General features: G+C 43.0%; 24 protein-coding genes. 9 read left to right on the forward strand and 15 right to left on the reverse strand.

The genetic code is table 11. The features are described 5' to 3' along the window. Positions 1 to 1224 carry a 3-deoxy-D-manno-octulosonic acid transferase gene (locus DJ568_RS11195; protein ID WP_114005354.1) on the reverse strand — a complete coding sequence of 408 codons (1224 nt, stop codon included), beginning with the start codon at positions 1222 to 1224 and terminating at the stop codon, positions 1 to 3. A gap of 116 nt (positions 1225 to 1340) precedes the next feature. On the opposite strand from DJ568_RS11195, the gene DJ568_RS11200 reads away from it, so the two are divergent. Next, complete coding sequence (locus DJ568_RS11200; RefSeq protein WP_114005355.1) at positions 1341 to 2321, forward strand: UDP-glucuronic acid decarboxylase family protein; 981 nt, start codon at positions 1341 to 1343, stop codon at positions 2319 to 2321. A gap of 5 nt (positions 2322 to 2326) precedes the next feature. Further along, on the forward strand, positions 2327 to 3349 hold the full coding sequence (gene galE, locus DJ568_RS11205) for a UDP-glucose 4-epimerase GalE (protein WP_114005356.1): 1023 nt from the start codon (positions 2327 to 2329) through the stop codon (positions 3347 to 3349). A 2-nt stretch (positions 3350 to 3351) separates the two neighbouring features. Here the strand turns inward: galE and DJ568_RS11210 are convergent, their stop codons facing one another. Both DJ568_RS11210 and DJ568_RS11215 read right to left on the reverse strand, forming a co-directional pair. Next, complete coding sequence (locus DJ568_RS11210; protein WP_114005357.1) at positions 3352 to 4596, reverse strand: ABC transporter permease; 1245 nt, start codon at positions 4594 to 4596, stop codon at positions 3352 to 3354. Between the two features lie 199 nt (positions 4597 to 4795). Beyond that, positions 4796 to 5143, reverse strand: a complete 348-nt coding sequence (locus DJ568_RS11215; RefSeq protein WP_114005358.1) for a HesB/IscA family protein — start codon at positions 5141 to 5143, stop codon at positions 4796 to 4798. A gap of 93 nt (positions 5144 to 5236) precedes the next feature. Here DJ568_RS11215 and DJ568_RS11220 point away from each other — a divergent pair, with 93 nt between their 5' ends. The 4 genes from DJ568_RS11220 (at position 5237) to DJ568_RS11235 (ending at position 9690) form a co-directional block, all read left to right on the forward strand. After that, a complete protein-coding gene (locus tag DJ568_RS11220) occupies positions 5237 to 5767 on the forward strand; it encodes a DUF7935 family protein (RefSeq protein ID WP_114005359.1) in 531 nt (176 codons plus the stop codon). A gap of 5 nt (positions 5768 to 5772) precedes the next feature. Further along, on the forward strand, positions 5773 to 7320 hold the full coding sequence (locus DJ568_RS11225; protein WP_114005360.1) for an acyl-CoA mutase large subunit family protein: 1548 nt from the start codon (positions 5773 to 5775) through the stop codon (positions 7318 to 7320). Between the two features lie 420 nt (positions 7321 to 7740). After that, complete coding sequence (dnaA, locus tag DJ568_RS11230) at positions 7741 to 9165, forward strand: chromosomal replication initiator protein DnaA (protein ID WP_114005361.1); 1425 nt, start codon at positions 7741 to 7743, stop codon at positions 9163 to 9165. 66 nt (positions 9166 to 9231) lie between these two features. Continuing rightward, on the forward strand, positions 9232 to 9690 hold the full coding sequence (locus DJ568_RS11235) for a nuclear transport factor 2 family protein (protein WP_114005362.1): 459 nt from the start codon (positions 9232 to 9234) through the stop codon (positions 9688 to 9690). Positions 9691 to 9785: 95 nt separating this feature from the next. On the opposite strand, the gene DJ568_RS11240 is transcribed toward DJ568_RS11235, so the two are convergent. The 4 genes from DJ568_RS11240 to DJ568_RS11255 all read right to left on the reverse strand — a co-directional run bounded on the left by DJ568_RS11240 (position 9786) and on the right by DJ568_RS11255 (position 12318). Further along, positions 9786 to 10340, reverse strand: coding sequence for an NUDIX hydrolase (locus DJ568_RS11240; protein WP_114005363.1), 555 nt, complete (start codon positions 10338 to 10340; stop codon positions 9786 to 9788). A gap of 70 nt (positions 10341 to 10410) precedes the next feature. Next, positions 10411 to 11205, reverse strand: a complete 795-nt coding sequence (locus DJ568_RS11245; RefSeq protein WP_147238746.1) for a TPM domain-containing protein — start codon at positions 11203 to 11205, stop codon at positions 10411 to 10413. Between the two features lie 10 nt (positions 11206 to 11215). After that, a complete protein-coding gene (locus DJ568_RS11250; RefSeq protein ID WP_114005365.1) occupies positions 11216 to 11650 on the reverse strand; it encodes a TPM domain-containing protein in 435 nt (144 codons plus the stop codon). 89 nt (positions 11651 to 11739) lie between these two features. After that, a complete protein-coding gene (locus DJ568_RS11255) occupies positions 11740 to 12318 on the reverse strand; it encodes a LemA family protein (protein WP_114005398.1) in 579 nt (192 codons plus the stop codon). A 195-nt stretch (positions 12319 to 12513) separates the two neighbouring features. Between DJ568_RS11255 and DJ568_RS11260 the strand changes: the two genes are divergently transcribed. Next, positions 12514 to 14064, forward strand: coding sequence for an NAD(P)/FAD-dependent oxidoreductase (locus tag DJ568_RS11260; protein ID WP_114005366.1), 1551 nt, complete (start codon positions 12514 to 12516; stop codon positions 14062 to 14064). After that, complete coding sequence (locus tag DJ568_RS11265) at positions 14061 to 14552, forward strand: DinB family protein (protein WP_114005367.1); 492 nt, start codon at positions 14061 to 14063, stop codon at positions 14550 to 14552. Before DJ568_RS11260 ends, DJ568_RS11265 begins: the two co-directional genes overlap by 4 nt. A gap of 13 nt (positions 14553 to 14565) precedes the next feature. Here DJ568_RS11265 and DJ568_RS11270 read toward each other — a convergent pair whose 3' ends face one another. From DJ568_RS11270 to DJ568_RS11280, 3 genes are read right to left on the reverse strand one after another with little or no spacing between them, the layout of a single operon-like run. Continuing rightward, complete coding sequence (locus DJ568_RS11270; RefSeq protein WP_114005368.1) at positions 14566 to 14778, reverse strand: hypothetical protein; 213 nt, start codon at positions 14776 to 14778, stop codon at positions 14566 to 14568. Positions 14779 to 14789: 11 nt separating this feature from the next. Then, positions 14790 to 15173: a hypothetical protein gene (locus tag DJ568_RS11275; RefSeq protein ID WP_199560958.1), complete on the reverse strand. Its 384-nt coding sequence runs from the start codon at positions 15171 to 15173 to the stop codon at positions 14790 to 14792. Between the two features lie 18 nt (positions 15174 to 15191). After that, positions 15192 to 15764: an RNA polymerase sigma factor gene (locus tag DJ568_RS11280; protein ID WP_233496677.1), complete on the reverse strand. Its 573-nt coding sequence runs from the start codon at positions 15762 to 15764 to the stop codon at positions 15192 to 15194. A 156-nt stretch (positions 15765 to 15920) separates the two neighbouring features. On the opposite strand from DJ568_RS11280, the gene DJ568_RS11285 reads away from it, so the two are divergent. Next, positions 15921 to 16286: a CoA-binding protein gene (locus tag DJ568_RS11285; protein ID WP_114005370.1), complete on the forward strand. Its 366-nt coding sequence runs from the start codon at positions 15921 to 15923 to the stop codon at positions 16284 to 16286. A gap of 118 nt (positions 16287 to 16404) precedes the next feature. Here the strand turns inward: DJ568_RS11285 and DJ568_RS11290 are convergent, their stop codons facing one another. From DJ568_RS11290 to DJ568_RS11310, 5 genes are all read right to left on the reverse strand, one after another. Continuing rightward, positions 16405 to 16584 (reverse strand): DUF3606 domain-containing protein, encoded by a 180-nt coding sequence (locus tag DJ568_RS11290; RefSeq protein ID WP_114005371.1) that lies wholly within the window; start codon positions 16582 to 16584, stop codon positions 16405 to 16407. Between the two features lie 217 nt (positions 16585 to 16801). Beyond that, positions 16802 to 17287 carry a CinA family protein gene (locus DJ568_RS11295; RefSeq protein WP_114005372.1) on the reverse strand — a complete coding sequence of 162 codons (486 nt, stop codon included), beginning with the start codon at positions 17285 to 17287 and terminating at the stop codon, positions 16802 to 16804. A 20-nt stretch (positions 17288 to 17307) separates the two neighbouring features. After that, positions 17308 to 18222 (reverse strand): cyanophycinase, encoded by a 915-nt coding sequence (locus DJ568_RS11300; protein ID WP_114005373.1) that lies wholly within the window; start codon positions 18220 to 18222, stop codon positions 17308 to 17310. Continuing rightward, positions 18194 to 18853 (reverse strand): DUF6766 family protein, encoded by a 660-nt coding sequence (locus DJ568_RS11305; RefSeq protein ID WP_114005374.1) that lies wholly within the window; start codon positions 18851 to 18853, stop codon positions 18194 to 18196. The genes DJ568_RS11300 and DJ568_RS11305 overlap by 29 nt, the downstream gene beginning before the upstream one ends. 87 nt (positions 18854 to 18940) lie before the next feature. Beyond that, entirely contained in the window at positions 18941 to 20323 is a 1383-nt protein-coding gene (locus tag DJ568_RS11310) for a methyltransferase RsmF C-terminal domain-like protein (RefSeq protein ID WP_114005375.1), read from the reverse strand. Between the last annotated feature and the right edge of the window lie 508 nt (positions 20324 to 20831).

Genomic DNA, 20831 nt, shown 5'->3' on the forward strand with positions numbered 1-20831 from the left:
TTAATTACCAGGGTATATATGCTTAATTATTATGTTAGTTGCCCCTTGATGATCTTCAACATACATTTTGGCATTTGTAGCGGCAAAACTATATAATGCTGCATCACTGGATAAGTTGTCTATTGTATTACGTAGTTCCTGCTCATTGCCTATGCTGAAGCCCGCTCCATGAGCTATCAGGTCAGCGGCTTCTTTAAACTTAGCGTAGTTGGGGCCAAATATAACAGGTAGTCCAAAGGCAGCGGCCTCAAGTGTGTTATGTATACCCACACCAAAACCGCCGCCTATGTAAGCAAGGTAACCGTATTGATATAATGACGAAAGCATACCAATATTGTCAATTATAAGTGTTTGCAACAAAGGCAGGTCATCTGTATGATCATCTATATGCGAATAGCGTATGGCATTTTTTTCTGGAAGGGTGTTTAATAACCTGGCTATCTTATCCTCATTTATTTCATGCGGAACAAAAATAAACTTAAGATGAGGGTAATCGCTTACCATCGCTGTTAACAACGCCTCATCCGCGGGCCAGGTACTGCCGCAAATAATGGTTTTCCGGCCTTCAGTAAATTTTGCAATCCCCTCAAAATGGTTAGGTTGCATGGCATTTTCCCAAACGCGGTCAAAACGGGTATCGCCGCTAACGGTAGTGTTTTGCAGGCCAATGGTTTTAAGCAGCAGTTTTGAATTTTGGTCCTGCAAAAAGAAATGCGTCACGCAGCTAAGCATCTTTCGGTGCAGATTGCCGTACCATTTAAAAAATATCTGCTCGCTCCTGAATACACCGGAGATGATGTAGAGCGGTATGCTTTTTTTATGCAGCTGATTGAAATAATGGTACCAATACTCATATTTGGTAAATAAAGCTATTTCCGGATTTATGGTATCTATAAATTTAATTGCGTTGGCGCGCGTGTCTAGCGGGAGGTAGTAGACGGCATCGGCCAGGGGATAGTCTTTACGCACCTCATACCCTGAGGATGAGAAAAACGTAATGACTATTGCTTTAGCCGGATACAAAGCCCTTGTTTTTTCTAAAACCGGCCGCCCCTGTTCAAATTCGCCAAGTGATGCAAAATGAAACCAAATGCTGCTATTGTATCGTACAAGTGATTGTTCCTTGCGGCCTTTTACCCATTGTTTTGCTTTAGGGTTAAAATAAGCGGCCTGGCGAACCAGCAAGGAATATATACGTAAGCCAATATTATATACAAAAAGCATTTTTAACAATGAATTATTATCTTCGTCGGGATAAAAGTAACAACTATAAATTACATAAGTTGTTCCCCCTATCTCTTACAACGTAACAATTACCCAGTATTTAAATAAACAACCATATGGCAAGGAAGCGGATATTAATAACAGGAGCAGCGGGTTTTTTAGGATCGCACTTATGCGACCGGTTTATCAGCGAAGATTATCATGTAATTGGCATGGATAACCTGATAACAGGCGATCTGCGAAACATACAGCACCTTTTTAAATTGGAAAACTTTGAGTTTTACCATCATGATGTATCCAACTTTGTATATGTACCTGGAGAGTTGCACTATATTCTGCACTTCGCTTCGCCGGCCAGTCCTATCGATTATTTAAAAATTCCAATTCAAACGCTTAAGGTAGGATCGCTGGGTACGCATAACCTATTAGGTTTAGCCAGGGTTAAAGGGGCAAGGATGCTTATTGCTTCAACTTCGGAGGTGTACGGCGACCCTAACATTAACCCGCAACCCGAAGAATACTGGGGTAATGTGAACCCGGTAGGCCCCCGCGGAGTTTATGACGAAGCCAAGCGTTTTCAGGAAGCAATGACTATGGCATACCATACTTTTCATGGATTAGAGACCCGTATAGTACGCATATTTAATACCTATGGCCCACGTATGCGGCTGAATGATGGCCGGGTGTTACCAGCATTTATAGGCCAGGCTTTGCGCGGCGAGCCGCTTACAATGTTTGGTGATGGTTCGCAAACACGTTCATTCTGCTATGTCGACGATTTGATAGAGGGTATTTACCGTTTGCTTTTCAGCGATTACGCGCAGCCGGTGAATATTGGTAATCCTAACGAAATAACTATACGCGAGTTTGGCGAAGAAATAATAAAACTAACGGGTACTAACCAGCAACTTATTAGCTTGCCATTACCTGTTGACGATCCGAAGCAACGTCGTCCGGATATTACCAAAGCAAAAAGCATATTAGGCTGGGAGCCTAAAGTTTCGCGTGCGGAAGGGTTAAAAATTACTTATGATTACTTCAAATCCTTGCCGGAGCACGAGATACAGCATAAGGACTTTAGCAGCTATAATAAATAAGTAAAATGAGAAAGATACTGGTTACCGGGGGATTAGGTTTTATCGGATCGCATACTGCTGTTGAGCTTGTAAATTCAGGTTATGAGCCGGTGATTATTGACGACCTGTCAAACTCTAACCCTAAAATATTAGACCAGTTAACTAAGATAATAGGCTATAAGCCGGTTTTTCACCAGGTTGACCTATGCGACGAGAAGGCAGTAGCAAATTTGGTTGCTAAGGAAAACGATATAGCGGGCATTATACACTTTGCGGCGTTTAAAGCGGTTGGCGAATCTGTAGCTACCCCATTAAAATATTACCGGAATAATTTCTATTCGCTCATTAACCTGCTTAATGGTTATTATGGTAAGCCTGTAAACTTCGTATTTTCGTCAAGCTGTACCGTTTACGGGCAGCCAGAAATACTCCCTGTTACCGAAGACGCGCCTGTACAGCCGGCACAATCACCGTACGGCAATACCAAACAGGTGGCTGAAGAAATATTAAAGGACATGGTTACTTCGGGAGCATCATACAAAGTAATATCCCTGCGGTACTTTAACCCGGTAGGTGCACATGAGTCGGCATTGATAGGGGAGTTGCCCATTGGAGTGCCGCAAAATCTTGTGCCTTTTATAACCCAAACAGCAATTGGTAAACGCGACAAACTCACGGTTTTTGGCGATACTTATAACACGCCTGATGGCAGTTGCATACGCGACTATATCCATGTTGTAGACTTGGCGAAAGCCCACGTATCAGCTTTAAGATTGATGGAGCAAGATAGTTTTACCGGCTATGACGTGTTTAATTTAGGTACAGGTAAAGGCAGCTCGGTACTGGAGGTTATTGCTGCCTTTGAGCAGGCTACAGGTATAAAACTTACCTACCAGATCGGCCCCGCGCGTCCTGGCGATGTAGAACAGGTGTGGGGTGATGTTACCAAATCTACCGAAGGGCTGGGTTGGAAAACCGAACTCGGTTTGCACGAGATGATGTCGTCTGCCTGGGCATGGGAAAAATATATAGCCGAAAATCCGTTGTAGTATTATTCGTACCTGAGCGCCTCTACAGGATCAAGTTTTGATGCTTTTTTAGCCGGGTAATAACCTGACATTAGTCCTATAAGGGTACACAATACAATGGATATTATAAGCCACAGCCATGGTACGGAAAATCCACCCTGGATAACAAAAACTGTGAGCAGGTTTCCCATGGACATTCCCAATACTATACCCCCAAAGCCACCTAACAGGCAAATAATAATGGCTTCAATTAAAAACTGTTTTTGAATAACGGCCGGGGTAGCGCCGATGGATTTGCGGAGGCCGATTTCGCGGGTACGTTCTGTTACTGATACCAGCATGATATTCATCAGCCCAATTGCCGCGCCAACCAGTGTTATTATACTTATTACAAGCCCACCCAACGTCATCGCGCCGATCTGGCCGTCAAGTTCCTCCTGTATCGAATCGCTTCGGAAAATTTCAAAGTCGTTAGGTTGCGAAATATGTAGGCCGCGTATGTTTCTGAAAAGAGACGTGGCCTCGTCAACGCCCGCATTTAGCGCACCCTTGCTATTCGCAATCACAGTAATTTCAAAAGTGGGTTTATTGGTGCTTACAATTTGCTTAGCCTTAAATACGGGTATAAGGCAAAATTTATCCCCTCCAAATTGCGCCCCCGACCCTTTAGATGCCAACACACCAATAACCCTGAAACGGTTGTTGCCCACAAAAATTAACTGATTCACCGGGTTTTTATCTTTAAAAAGTACAGTACGTATTTCATCACCAATAATTACCACATTATCGCCATGTTCAAGTTCGGCCGAAGAAAAATTGCGGCCAAGCGCCAGCTTATAGCCGCCTGTTAGTAAATAATTTTCATTAGTACCGGTTAGCGATATATTAGGGTTAGTTTTTTTTCCTTCATACTTAGCTACAGCGCTGCCTGATACTTTCAGGTTGATTGATATGGCTACAGGAAGTTTAAAGGTTTTTTTAAAGCGTTGCGCCTGCTCATAACTGATAGGCGGATATATCCTCACATTACCTCCCGGGCCAAAGTTGAGGTCCTGTCCGCGGTTTTGTATCGTAAAGGTATTTGCCCCTAGTCCTGAAAACGCTTCGTTTGTTTTTTGCATAATGCCCTGGATGGAGGTTTGTATACCTACCAGGGCCATAATACCGATAGCAATTATCAGTGCAGTTAGCGACGTGCGCAACTTGTTACCGCTGATGGATTGCAGGGCTATAGAAATATTTTCGGCAAGGGTGGTTTTAACCGGCATATAATAAAAGCTAAAGATATGACTTTACATAGTATAGCATTGTTACAAGCCTGATAAATTATATATCATAATGGCATCATCAGGTTTCTATTACAACACCGGTTGGTTAAAAAGTCAGCAAAAAATAAAACCCCTATTTGCACAGCAAAAAGGGGTAAAATACAGCGCCGGCAGTGTAATCGCCGCTGCTAAGTATTATCTATACCGAAAATGACGTTCCGCATCCGCAGGTACTAGCCGCGTTTGGATTGTTAAAGGTGAATCCGCGCGCGTTAAGGCCATCCTGAAAGTCAATTTGCATACCGGCTAGGTACAGCCCATGAGCCTTATGCATATAAACCTTAATACCGTCTATAATAAATTCCTGATCGCCGTCCTTTTTTTGATCAAATCCAAGTACATAGTTCATCCCTGAACAGCCACCTCCTTCAACACCTACTCTAAGGCCAAAATCGTCGCCTATTTCCTGCTGGTCTTTAAGTTTAAAAAGTTCTTTAACCGCGCCCTCAGTAAAGCTAACGGGAGCAGTATCAACAGCTATACTCATCTTATTTTTAATTATCTACACAAATATAAGGTAAATTGCGGATTTTTGTTGTGTGGCCTTGTTTAATGACCCGGCCTTAACAATTTGGTGTATATGTCGCTTCCTCCGCTTTTACTGGATACTATAAGGTATACGTTGCCGGGCCTGGCCATGGTAATAGTAGCATTTTACTTGATAAAGCCTTATCTGGACAGGTACGAGAAAGTTAAACTGCTTATGCTTAAAAAAAGCCAGGGCAGCCACACCATAACATTGCAGTTGCAGGCTTATGAACGTGTTGTTTTATTTATTGAACGAATTAACCCGGCTAACATGCTGTTAAGGCTTAATGCGCCATCATTTGCGGCTACAGAACTGCACGCGATGATACTAACCGAAATCCGTAACGAATTTCAGCATAATGTTACCCAGCAGATATATATCAGCGAGCGTGCCTGGGCAGTTGTAAAAAAAGTTAAAAACGACACGTTAACCGTTATAAATAATGCCGCCTATGAACTTCCTGAAAATGCCGGCGGCCTTGAACTGGCTAAGGCTATAATGAGCCGGTTTAGCCAGGTTGAAGAAAATTTATACGAATCTGCCGCTGCACTGTTACGCAGGGATGCCGAACAGCTATTTTAACTGGAATGGATATTAAAAAGTTCACTACCTCTTCCGGTATCGAAATTAAGGAAGTTTATACAACCGCCCCGCAAATGAATGAATTGCCCGGTGAGTTTCCTTATACACGCGGTATCCAAAAAAACATGTACCGCGGCAAGCCCTGGACCATGCGCCAGTATGCAGGTTTTTCAACGGCCGAAGAATCAAACAGGCGCTACCATTACTTATTAAGCCAGGGCACAATGGGGCTTTCCGTGGCGTTTGACCTGCCTACACAAATTGGGTATGACAGTGATCATGAACTGGCAGAAGGTGAGGTGGGCAAAGTAGGTGTTGCTATTGACTCATTGCAGGACATGGAAATACTATTTGAGGGGATTCAACTGAAGGATATTACTACTTCAATGACAATTAATGCAACGGCATCTATCCTGTTAGCTATGTATATCGCACTTGCTAAAAAGCAAGGTGCAAACCTGTCGCACATATCAGGTACTATACAAAACGACATATTAAAGGAGTACGCCGCCCGGGGTACATATATTTACCCGCCAACGCCGTCTATGCGGTTGATAACTGACGTTTTTGAGTATTGCAGCAAAGAGGTGCCTAAATGGAATACAATATCCATCTCGGGTTACCATATCAGGGAAGCCGGTTCAACAGCGGTGCAGGAACTTGCCTTTACCCTGGCTAATGGTAAGACTTACCTAAAAGCAGCTATTGATAAGGGACTCGATATAAATGTGTTTGCCAAACGGTTGTCGTTTTTCTTTAACTGCCATAACAATTTTTTTGAGGAGATAGCCAAGTTTAGGGCTGCGCGCAGAATGTGGGCTAACATCACCAGTGAACTTGGTGCAACAGACCCGGGAGCACAGAAGCTACGGTTCCATACGCAAACAGGTGGATCAACCTTAACTGCACAGCAACCAATGAATAATATTGTGCGCGTAACCAGCCAGGCATTAGCGGCTGTATTGGGCGGTACACAATCACTGCACACCAATGGTTATGACGAAGCGCTGTCCCTACCTACCGAAGCGGCCGCCAAAGTAGCATTACGTACGCAACAAATCATAGCTTACGAAAGTGGGGTTACAGATACAGTTGACCCGCTGGCAGGATCATTTTTTGTAGAGTCGCTGACCAACGAGATAGAGGCTGCAGCATACGCCTACATAAATAAAATAGATGCCATGGGCGGATCAGTAAAGGCTATTGAGCAGGATTACATTCAGCAGGAAATAGCAGCTTCGGCTTATGAATATCAAAATCAGATTGAAAGCGGCGAAAAAGTTATAGTAGGCGTTAATCGCTTTGCCCAAACCGAGGAGGTAGCCACTAATGTGTTTAGGGTAGACGACAGCATCCGCGCAATGCAGATCGAAAAAATAGCAAGATTAAAAAGTACACGGAACCAGGCTGAGGTATCAGTCGCACTGGAGCAACTGAAGGAAGCCGCCCGTGGTAAAGATAATTTAATGCCGTACATACTAACCGCTGTTGAAAAGTATGCCACACTGGGCGAAATTGCCAACACCATGCGTGCCGTTTTTGGCGAATACTGACAATTGTTCACTGCCAGGCTCCAGAGCAGTAAACACTGTAAAATTTTATTTTCCGCGTAAACAATCACTTACATTTTTATTTGCTAAAAAGGAGCTGACATGGCTTAACAATTGTTAGGTTGTGTGCGGATTATGGAGTGATTATTCGGGTAGAAAAAACACCACATGAATATTGAAAAATCAGTTAAAAATTATAGTTCTAATTAAAAAAAATTATAATGCCTGCTTTGCCACGAAGTGTACGATTTTATATTGAAACTACAGCAAGAAAGGCGCTAAATTTTAGGAAATTTATTTTTTCAAAAAGTTGAATTTTAATTTTTTAATCAGCTTTTTTTTTGAATATTCGATGTTCCATAACAGCCCCATAGGAAGGTCGATTTGGGGATTGTAATTCAACATTTTACGAAAAAACAATAGATGGAAAAAACTTGTACTAACGTTTGGAATAGCTGCCTTCAGATAATAAAGGATAATATACCGGCTCAAAGTTTTAAAACTTGGTTCGAACCGATCAAGGCTTTGAGAATGGAGGGTAGCGTTTTAACGATACAAGTGCCCAGCCTGTTTTTTTACGAGTGGCTTGAAGAGCATTATGTTGGCTTACTGCGTAAAACCATTAAAAAGCAACTGGGAGATGAGGGACGACTTGAATACAATATAGTTGTTGAGCAATCGTCGGCTAAGCCTTATACTACCAACATGCCTTCAAACGGCAACGGGGCTGAGTCAAAACATCAGTCAATGCCTATCCCGATTGCTATTAACAAGGACATCAAAAATCCTTTTGTAATACCGGGATTAAAGAAGTTAAATGTTGACCCCCAGCTTAACCGCAATTATACTTTCGAAAATTTTGTTGAAGGTGATTGCAACCGTTTAGCGCGGTCTGCAGGTTATGCCGTAGCAGCCAAACCAGGCGGAACCTCGTTTAATCCTTTAATGATTTACGGCGGTGTTGGTTTGGGTAAAACACACCTGGCACATGCCATAGGTAACGAAATAAAACGGTCGTTACCTGATAAACTGGTTTTATATGTATCGTGCGAAAAGTTTACACAACAATTTGTTGACGCCTTAAAGCACAACAACATTAATGATTTTGTGAACTTTTACCAGGCCATTGATGTACTTATAATGGATGATGTGCACAACTTTGCCGGTAAAGAGAAGACACAGGATTTTTTCTTCCATATATTTAATCACCTGCATCAATCAGGCAAGCAGTTGATTATCACATCTGATAAAGCACCTAAGGATCTTGCAGGGTTAGAGGAGCGTTTATTGTCACGTTTTAAGTGGGGCCTTTCAGCAGACCTGCAAATACCTGACCTGGAAACCCGGATGGCTATCCTGAAAAATAAAATTTACCAGGATGGTATTGAGTTATCGAACGATGTGGTGGAATATGTTGCTCACAACATTGATAATAATGTTAGGGAGCTTGAAGGTGCAATGGTTTCGTTGCTTGCGCAATCAACCCTTAACCGCAAAGAGATTGACCTGAACCTAGCCAAGCAAATGCTGAAAAACTTTGTGAAAAACTCATCAAAAGAAATTTCGATGGAGTATATACAAAGCCTTGTTTGCGAATATTTTGAAGTGCCTATAGAGATGGTAAAATCGCAAACCCGTAAACGGGAAATTGTACAGGCCAGGCAAATATCTATGTACCTGGCTAAAGCGCACACCAAAAGCTCATTAAAGTCAATAGGACACTTCTTTGGCGGTCGTGATCATTCTACTGTAATATACGCCTGCCAAACTGTAGAAGACTTAATAGATACCGATAAGAAATTTAAAGGCTACGTTGCCGATATACAAAAGAAACTGAAGATGAGCTAAAAGCCATCAGCAAAAGACATTTAAAAGCTCTGCATAATTTGCGGGGCTTTTTTTATACTTTTAAACATGAAGAAGCTGATAGGTTTAATTATCGTTATCATTTACTGCAACTCAGTGTTTGCCCAGCAACCAGATGACGACGCCATAAAAAAGACAATTAATACTATGTTCGATGCCATGCGCGCCGGCGACAGTGCCAAACTGCACTCGGTATTTGCAGATGGAATTGTACTTCAAAGCGTAGCGAAGAAGAAAGATGGTACCGTAAAATTAATAACAGAAAAGCAGGGCGAGTTTTTAACTGCAGTAGGCACTCCGCACAAAGAAGTTTGGGATGAGCGCATTACCTGGGGTGACATTAAAATTGATGCAGATTTAGCCAGCGTTTGGACACCTTACAAGTTTTACATAGACGACAAATTCAGCCATTGTGGCGTGAACTTTTTTCAACTGATGAAGACTGCTGCCGGCTGGAAGATCATTTATATAGTGGATACACGCCGAAAGGATAACTGCCCGGAGTAGTGTGGCCGGCAGGCGTTTTGTGTTTTAATTGATATTTGCTGCTAATCAGCAGTTAGCTCATCGCTTCTTTAAAATGTCACACGTTATAGTATTAACTAAAGTTCCATGTTATCCAGTCTCATCAATGCGTAAAACAATGATGTACAATGTAATGACTGTGCTATCTTATTTTCAGCCAAAAACTGCTTTACTTCTTCAACGGTGTGTTCGCTTACCACTACTTCCTCAAGCTCATCAAGCGATTGTTCCTGCACTTTCTTGCCGCCAGTGGCCAGGTAACAATATGTTTTATTGGTAGCTGTTGACGGGTTTGGGTACACCACCGATAGTAGTTCGACCTTGTCAAAGGCAAAACCGGTTTCTTCTAACAATTCTCGTCGCATGGCGTCTTCAGGTGCTTCATCGCCATCTATTACGCCACCGGGAATTTCAAGCGAGACGATTTCGGCCGCGTGCCGGTATTGTGTAATCAACAGTACCTTATAGTCCTCAGTTAAGGCAACTGCATTTACCCAGTCCGGATATTCAAGCACATAGTAATTAGGTACAATGCGCCCGTCAGGCATTTCACATTTGTCAGTACGCAAAGTGGCCCACGGGCCCTTGTGTAAATATGTAGATTCCAGTGTTTTCCAGGTAAGGGAGCGCATGGTCAATATATCAGTGGTATTTTTTCTTATTTAATATCAAAAGGTAACGTTAGTCTAACAAACGCTAGCATTACCAGCTGCCGCTTGAGCCCCCGCCGCCAAAGCTGCCGCCACCGAAACCACTTGAGCCACCCCAGCCGCCGCCGCCGCCGCCGCCGGAGAAACCTCCCCAATCACTGCCGCCGCTGCGTCCGCCACCGCCCAGCATACTGCCGGCTAAGAACCACCAAAACGGGCTTGCACCACCTCTTCGATCAATAATCTGGCCGCCATTACCACCTCCGCCTTTCCTGACAATTATAAGTATCACAATAATGATAATGATAACTATTACTATTGCCGGAGGGCCTCCTTTGTCCTTCCTGGCTTTTTTGGGTTCGGCTTTGAACTCCCCTTTGGTATATTTAATAATGTCGTCAACCGCCGCGTCAAAACCGCCATAGTAATCGCCTTCCCTAAAGCGCGGGTTCATGTCGTTCTCGCGTATCTGCCGTGTAACAGCGTCGGGCAGCGCGCCTTCAACACCGTAGCCGGTTTGTATAGTGAGCTTGCGGTCGTTAATAGCGGCCAATATCATAATGCCATTGTTTTTGCCGCCCTGTCCTACACCCCATTTGCGGCCAAGTTGTAGAGCATACTCGCCAATATCATAGTCGCCTACCGAACGCATAGTAACTATTGCAATAGCTGTGGAAGTGGAGTCACTAAATGCTTCCACCTTTTGGCTAAGCATTTGCTCCTGCTCGGGCGTTAATACGTCGGCATAGTCATTAACCAGTCTATCAGGTTTTGCCGGAAATTCTTGCGCAAAGGTCAGCAAGCTAACGAGTGATAACCCAATAAATACGATATACTTTTTAAACATCAAATTCAAATTAATTACCATCCATGTGCGCTATGTCGTCAGGGAGCTCGTTAGTGTCGTTATGCAGGTAAGGAAAATATTTTTGCAGTTGCTGCCCTGCCTGGGTAATACCCAAAACAATACCTTCTACCAAATTGCCGTACTTAAATTGTTCCAGCATTTGCTCTTTGGTACTGTCCCAAAAATCGGCTGGAACAAGCTTATTTATTCCTGCATCGCCAATAATGGCAAATTTGCGATCAACCGTGGCAAGATAGATGAGCACGCCGTTACGCTGCTTAGTTTTATCCATATTTAACTGGTAAAAATACTTAGCGGCGCGGTCAAGCACCTCATCGCTACAGGTTTTTTCGATAGCTATACGTACTTCGCCTGAAGTAAACTTTTCAGCCGCTTCGATGGCTTGCCTTATACGCTGTTCTTCTTCCTCGTTAAATATATTCATCTGAATATTGGGTGAATGAATGAGAGAGTTGCAAAAGAATGATCGAAGTTATTTTTGCCTCAATCATTCATTCACTTAACTCATAAATATTAGAACTCTACCTTCGGCGCTTTGTCTGCCCCGGCTTCGGCGGTAAAGTATCCCTTTTCGCTAAAGCCAAACATTTTGGCGGTTAAATTAGCCGGAAACGAACGTATCTTGCTATTATACTGCTGAACGGCCGTATTAAAATCAAGGCGGGCTACATTAATCCGGTTTTCGGTGCCTTCTAACTGTACTTGTAAATCTTTAAAATTAGCGTTTGCCTGCAAGGTAGGATAGTTTTCGGTAACCATAAGTAACCGTCCAAGTGCCTGGCTTAATTCGCCTTGTGCTGATTGGTAAGCTTTAATTGATTCAGGTGTAAGTTTGGCAGGGTCAACCTGCACCGAAGTGGCTTTTGCACGTGCTTCAACAACACCTGTAAGCGTTTCCTTTTCAAAGTTAGCAGCACCTTTAACGGTATTCACTAAATTAGGTATCAGATCGGCACGGCGTTGGTACTGGCTTTGCACAGCGCCCCATTTGCCCTTCACGTTTTCGTCAAGATCAACCATGCTGTTGTAACTGCATGAGCTAAGCGACATGGCCGCAGCAATAACTAATATTACAGAGAATAATTTTTTCATCTTTAATTTTAATAATGGTGAATTTAACATTAGATAACAAAACGTGTACCGTTGTTACAAATTACCAGGTTAATGACAGTTTGTCAATTACTACAAATAACGGTTTACAAATTTACTATATAATGCCGCATTAATGAGTCTTTCACTGCAATGTTTTCATAACTTTGTGTATCCGGGATAAAAACCCGGCAGTACATGACCAAAGAAACAGAAATAGTTTGCGCGCCTGAGCAGCATGAGGATTTATCCGTATTAATAAAACTGGCTGCATCGTCCTTAAACCTCCAGCCACAGCGCATATCAGCATTAAAAATAATTAAGCGTTCAATTGATGCCCGCGGCCGTAAGGTAGTTTACCGCATGCAGGTAAAGGTGTTTATAGATGAATCCCATCAAGCCGAACACTATACTGTTAATTATCCAAACGTAAATGATGCCAAACCGGTAATTATTGTTGGGGCAGGGCCAGCGGGACTGTTTGCTGCATTACAATGTATTGAGTTAGGTATTAAGCCTGTTATCATTGAGCGCGGTAAGGACGTTAAACAACGCCGCCGCGATTTAGCCAATATCAACAAAGAGGGCCTGATAAATCCGGAGTCAAATTATTGCTTTGGCGAGGGTGGGGCGGGTACATATTCAGACGGCAAGCTCTATACACGTTCAACCAAACGGGGCGATGTTAACCAGGTGCTCAAAGTATTTGTGGCGCATGGCGCTACTGAAGATATTTTAATTGACGCCCGCCCGCATATAGGTACTAACAAACTGCCGCAAATTATTGCGGCAATGCGTGAAACTATATTGAATGCGGGAGGTGAAATTCATTTTGACAAAAAGGTAACTGGTCTTCAGGTAAGTTTTAATAAAATAAAGGGGGTAGAGCTGGCATCAGGACAAAAGATAAATGCAGATGCGGTGATTTTGGCAACGGGGCACTCGGCAAGGGATGTGTTTGAAATGTTGCACCGTCAAAACATACTCATCGAAGCTAAGCCATTCGCATTGGGAGTTCGGATTGAACACCCGCAAGAAATAATAGACCGTGCGCAATATCATTGTGAATACCGCGGCCCGCATTTGCCGCCATCTTATTATAGTTTGGTAGAACAGGTTGATGAGCGGGGGGTGTTTTCTTTTTGCATGTGTCCCGGCGGTATAATTGCTCCCTGTGCCACCGCGGCAAATGAAATCGTTGTAAACGGCTGGAGCCCTTCAAAAAGAAACAACCCCTACGCTAATTCAGGTACAGTTGTACAAGTGAATTTTGAGGATGTGCAGGGCGATAACGCCGATCCATTTAAAATGCTACGTTTTCAGCAGCAGATAGAGCAAGCCGCTTTTGCAGCCGGCGGTGACAACCTCGTAGCACCCGCACAGCGCATGGTTGATTTTGTTGAGGGACGTTTATCCGGCGATTTGCCTGAAAACTCCTACCTGCCCGGCACAAAAAGTGTACAGTTAAAAGAGGTACTTCCAAGTTGGATAAATCGGCGGTTGCAGAAAGCGTTGCCGGCATTTGGTAAAAAAATGAAAGGGTACTATACTAATGAAGCCATTTTAGTAGGAGTGGAATCCCGCACTTCGTCGCCGGTGAAGATACCCCGCGACAAAGAAACCATGCAGCATCCGCAAATAGCGGGGCTTTACCCCTGCGGCGAGGGCGCCGGGTATGCAGGTGGCATAATTTCTGCTGCTATTGATGGCATAAACTGCGCTTTAGCAGCTTCAACCATCGTACAATGATTAAAAGTGAAAAGCTTGCCGCCGAATTGCGGACTGTTTTATCAGGTAACGCCTGGTACGGTACGCCGGTATATGAAATGCTTGATACTATACCTTTCGATATAGCTTATTTACGGCCGCCGGGTGGCGCACATAGCATTGCCGAAATTACAATGCATATGCTTAACTGGACGGAGGAAGCAATAAGCCGGATGCAGGGCAACAAGGCAGGTATGCCTGAAAATGGTAACTGGCCAAATGCCGGTGCCGCTGACGAGCAAAGGTGGAGTAAACTGCTAACCCGTTACAAGTTAATAAATGCGGAGTTCGGCAGGGTTATACAAGCTTTTCCCGATGGAAATTGGGATGCTCTGACAAATGATGACCGTGATGAGCCCAGTACCGGCGGCAATTATGAGGAGCTTGTGCACGGTTTAATACAACACCATGTTTATCATGCAGGGCAGATAGGGATTATAAAAAGAATGCTGAATGGTTCGCAAGTTTAGTGCAGTAGATACTTCAGTCCAGTTCCCGGCAATTTAACCCTACCGCCAGCAGCAAGCTCTCGATATAGCCCGGTGCTACCCCGCTGGCTACTACGCGCAGTATGTTATCACAGTCTTCCAGGTCAAAATTCCAGTCTTTAATCGCGGACAGTGGCGTTAGCACTTCTTTTACCATGCCAACCTGTCCTGCGCTGGTAACATCCGTTGCAAAAACAAGTACTTCCATAAATGATTGTGTTAAATCTGTTCTGTCCCGGTGGGGTTGTCATTTTCTAAACTAATATTGTCATGGCGAGGGTTTCCCCAGCGGCACATACGGCTTTTCATTTCAGCCTTGAAGCGTTCGCGTTCTTCGTCACTCATATTCTTCATGTGCTCTTTCATGCGCCGGTGGCGCATCCATGGCGCACCGCCAGGTCCCCTCCCAAAGCCAAAAAGTATCTTACACAATATGAATATACCCATGGCCTGCCAAAATGTAATGGCGGTTATGCCAAGTATGGCAGGTAAAAGGTGATTCCATAGCTGCATCACTATAAAGCTAACGAGCGCCAGCAAGGCGGCTATCCCTAAGGGTATAAATACAAAGCGGTATGGCGAATCACTGCATCTTCCTTTCATTGTCGTATTTTTTTAAGTTCAATATTCTGTTATTTCAGTATATAATTGTTTTAAGCGCCGACGCAGGTGCATTACTGCATAGTACTTACGCGACACAAGGGTTTGTACTTTTTCGCCAGTTCGTTCAGCAATCTCAGCAAAAGGCATGTTATCCAGTTCGTGCCAAATAAACACTTGCTTTTGACTTTCAGGCAGCTCATCAAGCGCTATAAAGAGCTGTTGCCAAAAAAGATTGCGCAGATATTCTGTCTCTGGTGTTTTTGCTTCAGTTAACAATAAGCACTTTAAGTCGGGTAAGTTATCACCTTCATCATTCCCGGGCGTAAGGTCGTCAAGCAGCGCCTCAGTCTTTTTGTGGTGCCTGTCGATAATTTTATTGCGGGCTACTTTATATAACCAGGCGCTGGTTTGCTCAATAGGCTGAGCATTAAACACGGCACTAAGTTGATACCATACATCCTGCAGAATGTCTTCAGCATCTGCGTCACTTTTTACCCGGCGACGGATAAAGCCCAGCAGATTTTTGCCATACGCCTTTATGGCTTGTATAACGGCATTGTTTCTATCCTCGGGCATTACGGCGGCTACCAATTTTATATCCTTTAATAATGATGAAGACGGGTGGTCTTCAAAAACATTTTAAAACATTTTAATTTTCTTTTTAGATGATGACTGACAATGAATGTAACACCGGATGGGAATAATAATTGACAAACAAAATCGTTTTACTGAAGTTGTTGTATAGACATGACAAACAAAAAAACACTCATTTTAGGTGCCACGCCTGACCCTGGCCGATACGCCTACCTGGCTGCCAATAAGCTTGTAAAGCATGGCCACACTATTGTAAACGTTGGCATTAAAAAAGGAGAAGTTGCAGGCGTCGAAATTGAAAAGCCGGAAAGGATACATCACGATATAGACACTGTGACATTATACGTTGGATCGGGTAATTTACCGCAGCTGTTTGATTATATACTTGAAACGCACCCTCAGCGTATAATTTTTAATCCGGGTACCGAGAATAGCGAATTAAGGCGGAGGGCAGAGGAGCAGGGTATAGAAACACTCTATGCTTGTACATTGGTAATGCTTTCAACAGGTCAGTACTAATTTGAAGCCCGTTAGTCTTTTAAATTAAGCTTTAGCCTGATTTAATTATATAACAAAGCCGATTAATTTTAATCGGCTTTGTTATGTTCCGCTCTCTTTAAAAAATTTCAGCGAGTTATTAGTTGTGCTTGTTCTTAATATACTGCTCAATAACTTTACGGTCGTTTGAGCCTGTAGCACGCTTCGCACCGCCTACGGCCTGGCTGCTTACCCCTAATTTCTCGGCTATGTGCCTAACTTCATAGTCCTGTGACGAATTTACCTTCCTTCTGTCTGTTTTTATTCCTCTGGTAGCCATAATTTTGTTTTTTAGGTATGTTGTAAACTATTTTAAGTTATAACAAGAGCTCAGCAATTAGGTTTTAATTTCAAGGTAACTTTCAATGGTATATGTGAAATTTACGGTCGCCTTCAAAAAAATAAATAAAATATAAATTAAATATAGGGATCAAGAAAAGCATCAAATCCACAATAGTGCTTTAACAAAACAGCCAACGGCTAAGCGCCCTGTCTTGTTAAGGCATTTTGCCTATTTCATTTATCAGCATCTGAGCCACGGCATCAATAGTTTGGTGAATGATATCTTCCTGTGAACCTGTATATACCTGGCACAGGCTTACGGGTTTGCCATGTATAAAGGCATATACAAACATAGTGCCTACCGGCTTATCATAATTTTCGCTTCCACCCGGTGTAGTGAGCCCGGTAACACCAATCTGTATGTCAGAAGGTATCAGTCCACCTAATCTTCGGGCCATTTCAGCTGTAACCTCTTCAGACTCGGGTGTGTACTTTTCTATCAATACATGCGGCACTTTCAAGATGTCTTCTTTAAGTGTTGCGTCATAACAAACTATGCCACCCTTCAATATCCGGCCCGACTCAGGGGCCAGCGCAAACTCAGAGCATAGCCAGCCCGCGGTGGCGCTTTCTGCAAAGGCTATGGTTAAGTTTTTTTCAGCCATAAGTTTGCTGCATTCTAAAATTCGTTGTTCAGCCATATTAATTTATGTTTAAGTTTTCATTTATGCGGCGGATTGGTTTGAGGGATAAAATATTTTTCGCCGCGCGAAAGGACGTGCACCTGTAACCCGCGGATTGATATCGGTTGTTGCTTGCTAAAGTGTGTTATATTGTTGCCGCTGCACTGCTGCCCATTAATAATTATCACAACACCGCAGCCTATAACTTCGGCTTCCGTTCCGTTTCTTACCACCAGGGCAGTGTCCTCTTCAATCCCAATGCCTATACTCGCCGGATTTGTGGCTATAACCTGTGCCATGCGCACAAACCGACCGCGATAAACAAAATGGGTATCAATACAAACGTCTTTTAAAAATTCAAGCCCGGTGGTTATTTTAACATTTCCTGCTATCATTTCATCTCGTCCTACACCATGGTATATCATTGGTGTTGATAGTGCCATTGCACCTGCGCTGGTGCCCGCTATTATTAACTTATCATCAATATAACGCTTTTTCAAAAGCATTATAAAGTCAGTGCCGCCGTAAATAGATGTAAGTTTCAGCTGGTCGCCACCTGATAAAAAAATCGCGTCAGCCTGCTTCAGTCTTGGTTCTAATTCCTCAAATATTATTTCTTCTCGTGCATCATGATGAATATGGTTGATGGTTTTAGCGCCGAGTTTCGTAAACGCTTCCTTATATTTTTTAAACGCACCACCCGGATCTTCAGACCCAGCCGAAGTAATAACTTCAATAGCCGGCTTTTTGGAGCCGGTTAATTTAACAAAGCTTTCCAATACCTCCATCTGTATGCCGAAGGCTTCACGGTTTGCGATATCTTCGTGGTCTGCACTTTTGCTTTCCGCTCCTCCAATAATTACCAATACGCCATTAGGCGTAGGACATTCTACCTGTTCTACCTTGCTTGCAGCCATTTTTTCGTCACTTTCCGGTTTCCATATGTGGCGCATCAACCGGTTTTGATTCCGGCGAACCTTTCTGCCTTAAAAAAATGCTTAATACAACAATTGCGGCTACTGACAGGAACTCACTTTGCCAGTTTTGAAAAGTTTCAAACCAAAATTCGGCTTGACTTATATAAGCAATAATGTTTTCCTCAGGAAGGCCTTTAGCAGCTTGTTCAACATTATGATTCACCCAGCTGCCATATAAATGAAGCCCCCAGCTTATTATAAACAATGCAAAAAATGCAATTGATAAAGAGTTGCTGTATAATTTTAACCTCCAGCCACCAGCATTAACAGGCCCGGGCGCATCTTTGCCTGGCTGTGGCTCGCGGTCAACATCCTCAGGTTCATCCAGCTTTTTCGATTCAGCCGAGCCAACCTGTCGCAGCCCAACGGTAAGTACCACATACAGGGCCATTTGCAGAAACTCACTTTGAAAATTTTCAAAAGTTGCTGAAATAAAATGTCCTGTACCTAAGTAAGTACTGAAAGCAATAGTGGGAGCCTGGTCTTCCTGCAGTTCCTGGTTGTGTTGTTTCCACCCAGTTAATGCCTGTGCCATCAGGGTAATTATAAACAGCGTTACAAATACAACTGATAATCCGTTACGATAAAAAAACGAGTGCTTATTCATTTGTTATTACTCATATAGCAATAACGAATAATGTTATGATTTTGTTGAGACGGAGATTATTTTAAACGCAAATGATTTATTTAGAAATTAATTCCCCGCCTTTGGAGCGGATGCTAATATCCTTAATTCCTTTGGATAATAATTGTTTACCCGGTTAGGCAGCAATTTTGCCCAGCCCAGAGCCAGCCCCTGGTATGTCATCAGGCTCCAGCCTTGTTTTGGAGCGGATATGTTTAAGTTGTCTTTGCGCAGGTATGTTATTGCTTCATCATAATCAAGCTGAGTTTCATTAAACACATTATTATTTATAAGTGTGCTTAAAGCCAGCTCATGATCTGGTATCAGGTGTTTACCGGCTATTGTACCTATCCGTACTCCTGATTTTTTTATATAAAGGTTTTTATGAAGTATGTTCAGGCTTTCTTTATGGCGGCGGTCAATGGCCAGCCAATCATCATTTACTTTAAAATAATAATATTCTTCAGGCTCATTCACGCATGTTTTAATTTGCGCAATTTCAGTAGCAGGGAGCTTCTGTTGAGCATTGTTTTTATATACCGGCAACTCTCCGCTATTTGCTGTTTTGCGCAGGCAGGTAACAAAAAATCCTTCGCCGATTATCTTCCCCGGATAAAAGCGATAACAGGATGCTTGATGCCGGCGAGATTGGCTAACAGTAATTCCCCATCGGTTATCCACCGGTATAACTATGCTTTCTAATCCGAAATTGTCGCAAACCCAATCAGCAATATCTTCATTTTCCTGGCGCGAATAAGAGCACGTACTATATATAAGATAACCTCCCTCTTTAAGTGCAGGCAGTACATCGGCCAGTATGCGTTCCTGTCGCTGATGGCAAAGGTTTACGTTAGCTTCGCTCCACTCGCGCATAGCAGCGGGGTCTTTCCTGAACATGCCCGAGCCTGAACATGGCGCGTCTACTAATATTATATCAAAAAATCCTTTAAGATGATTAAAATCCTTTGGGTCGTTATTAGTAACAATGGTATTACTGCGGCCCCATCTGTTCAGGTTATCGGTAAGTACTGGTACGCGGGTTCTTATAATCTCGTTGGCCACCAGCAGGTCGCCGGCGTTCAGTAGCGAACTAAGCAGCGTGCTTTTTCCTCCGGGTGCGGCACAGAGATCCAGTACTTTTATATCTACATCTGCAGGCTTGATATACTTTACTATATGATCAATAAACATAGAAGAAGCCTCCTGTACATAATATGCCCCTGCATGAAAATATGGGTCAAAAGTAAATGAAGGCCTTTCATCCAGGTAATAACCTTCTTCACACCACGGCACCTTTCCACCGGTGTTTATATCGGCCGGTTTAAACGGGTTTAACCGAATTGAGGTAGGCGATGGTGTATTTTGATGGGCCTGGATAAAATCTTTTGGGTCAAAGCCGGGCTCGTCCTGTAGCGAGTTGAGAAAGTTTTTAGGAAAAATGGTGGTGTCCATATATGTTTCAAAGATACTATTTCAATTTCTATGCCGCGTTGTTCTTGTTGTATCAATGTCAACAATGTTAATTTACAGCACGTTACGGTGCGTGTTAAATTTTTTGAAATTTCTGTTGTGTGGGAGCCAAAATCTCCTTACATTTGTGACCGCTCAAATCAAAACGGGCGTTGTTTTTTGAAATTTGGGAACAAAAAAAATATTTTAAAAAAAGTGAAAATAACACTTGACACGAATACTAAATTATTCCCATCTTTGCAGCCGCTTCGGTAACGAAGCAAAAAGCTCAAAAGGCACTATCAGAAGCAATTTCTGATAAACAAATTGAAATACTCAACCGGTAACGGTTGACGAAAATAGGTCTCTGCGACAGATGACCACACAAAGTTCTTTAAGGAAATAGAAAATAGATCATGTAGTACAGCGGGCTACTTGGGAGTTAAAGAGGGAAGCTTAGGCGGACCGGAATAATGGAAGAGTAGTTTAGCTGAAGAGAAAGTTAGCAATA

It is taken from the genome of Mucilaginibacter hurinus, from assembly GCF_003324525.1.
Taxonomy (GTDB): domain Bacteria; phylum Bacteroidota; class Bacteroidia; order Sphingobacteriales; family Sphingobacteriaceae; genus Mucilaginibacter; species Mucilaginibacter hurinus.

Excerpts from the sequence above, each read along its gene's own strand:
- DJ568_RS11310 (WP_114005375.1), bottom strand. The coding sequence starts at position 20,323 with ATGGACACCACCATTTTTCCTAAAAACTTTCTCAACTCGCTACAGGAC.
- DJ568_RS11235 (WP_114005362.1), top strand. The coding sequence starts at position 9,232 with ATGAAGAAGCTGATAGGTTTAATTATCGTTATCATTTACTGCAACTCA.
- DJ568_RS11270 (WP_114005368.1), bottom strand. The coding sequence starts at position 14,778 with ATGGAAGTACTTGTTTTTGCAACGGATGTTACCAGCGCAGGACAGGTT.
- DJ568_RS11305 (WP_114005374.1), bottom strand. The coding sequence starts at position 18,853 with ATGAATAAGCACTCGTTTTTTTATCGTAACGGATTATCAGTTGTATTT.
- DJ568_RS11245 (WP_147238746.1), bottom strand. The coding sequence starts at position 11,205 with ATGTTTAAAAAGTATATCGTATTTATTGGGTTATCACTCGTTAGCTTG.
- DJ568_RS11295 (WP_114005372.1), bottom strand. The coding sequence starts at position 17,287 with ATGGCTGAACAACGAATTTTAGAATGCAGCAAACTTATGGCTGAAAAA.
- DJ568_RS11240 (WP_114005363.1), bottom strand. The coding sequence starts at position 10,340 with ATGCGCTCCCTTACCTGGAAAACACTGGAATCTACATATTTACACAAG.
- galE (WP_114005356.1), top strand. The coding sequence starts at position 2,327 with ATGAGAAAGATACTGGTTACCGGGGGATTAGGTTTTATCGGATCGCAT.
- DJ568_RS11220 (WP_114005359.1), top strand. The coding sequence starts at position 5,237 with ATGTCGCTTCCTCCGCTTTTACTGGATACTATAAGGTATACGTTGCCG.
- DJ568_RS11290 (WP_114005371.1), bottom strand. The coding sequence starts at position 16,584 with ATGGCTACCAGAGGAATAAAAACAGACAGAAGGAAGGTAAATTCGTCA.
- DJ568_RS11250 (WP_114005365.1), bottom strand. The coding sequence starts at position 11,650 with ATGAATATATTTAACGAGGAAGAAGAACAGCGTATAAGGCAAGCCATC.
- DJ568_RS11215 (WP_114005358.1), bottom strand. The coding sequence starts at position 5,143 with ATGAGTATAGCTGTTGATACTGCTCCCGTTAGCTTTACTGAGGGCGCG.
- DJ568_RS11285 (WP_114005370.1), top strand. The coding sequence starts at position 15,921 with ATGACAAACAAAAAAACACTCATTTTAGGTGCCACGCCTGACCCTGGC.
- DJ568_RS11200 (WP_114005355.1), top strand. The coding sequence starts at position 1,341 with ATGGCAAGGAAGCGGATATTAATAACAGGAGCAGCGGGTTTTTTAGGA.
- DJ568_RS11275 (WP_199560958.1), bottom strand. The coding sequence starts at position 15,173 with ATGAAAGGAAGATGCAGTGATTCGCCATACCGCTTTGTATTTATACCC.
- DJ568_RS11300 (WP_114005373.1), bottom strand. The coding sequence starts at position 18,222 with ATGCGCCACATATGGAAACCGGAAAGTGACGAAAAAATGGCTGCAAGC.
- DJ568_RS11265 (WP_114005367.1), top strand. The coding sequence starts at position 14,061 with ATGATTAAAAGTGAAAAGCTTGCCGCCGAATTGCGGACTGTTTTATCA.
- DJ568_RS11255 (WP_114005398.1), bottom strand. The coding sequence starts at position 12,318 with ATGAAAAAATTATTCTCTGTAATATTAGTTATTGCTGCGGCCATGTCG.
- DJ568_RS11210 (WP_114005357.1), bottom strand. The coding sequence starts at position 4,596 with ATGCCGGTTAAAACCACCCTTGCCGAAAATATTTCTATAGCCCTGCAA.
- dnaA (WP_114005361.1), top strand. The coding sequence starts at position 7,741 with ATGGAAAAAACTTGTACTAACGTTTGGAATAGCTGCCTTCAGATAATA.
- DJ568_RS11225 (WP_114005360.1), top strand. The coding sequence starts at position 5,773 with ATGGATATTAAAAAGTTCACTACCTCTTCCGGTATCGAAATTAAGGAA.
- DJ568_RS11260 (WP_114005366.1), top strand. The coding sequence starts at position 12,514 with ATGACCAAAGAAACAGAAATAGTTTGCGCGCCTGAGCAGCATGAGGAT.
- DJ568_RS11195 (WP_114005354.1), bottom strand. The coding sequence starts at position 1,224 with ATGCTTTTTGTATATAATATTGGCTTACGTATATATTCCTTGCTGGTT.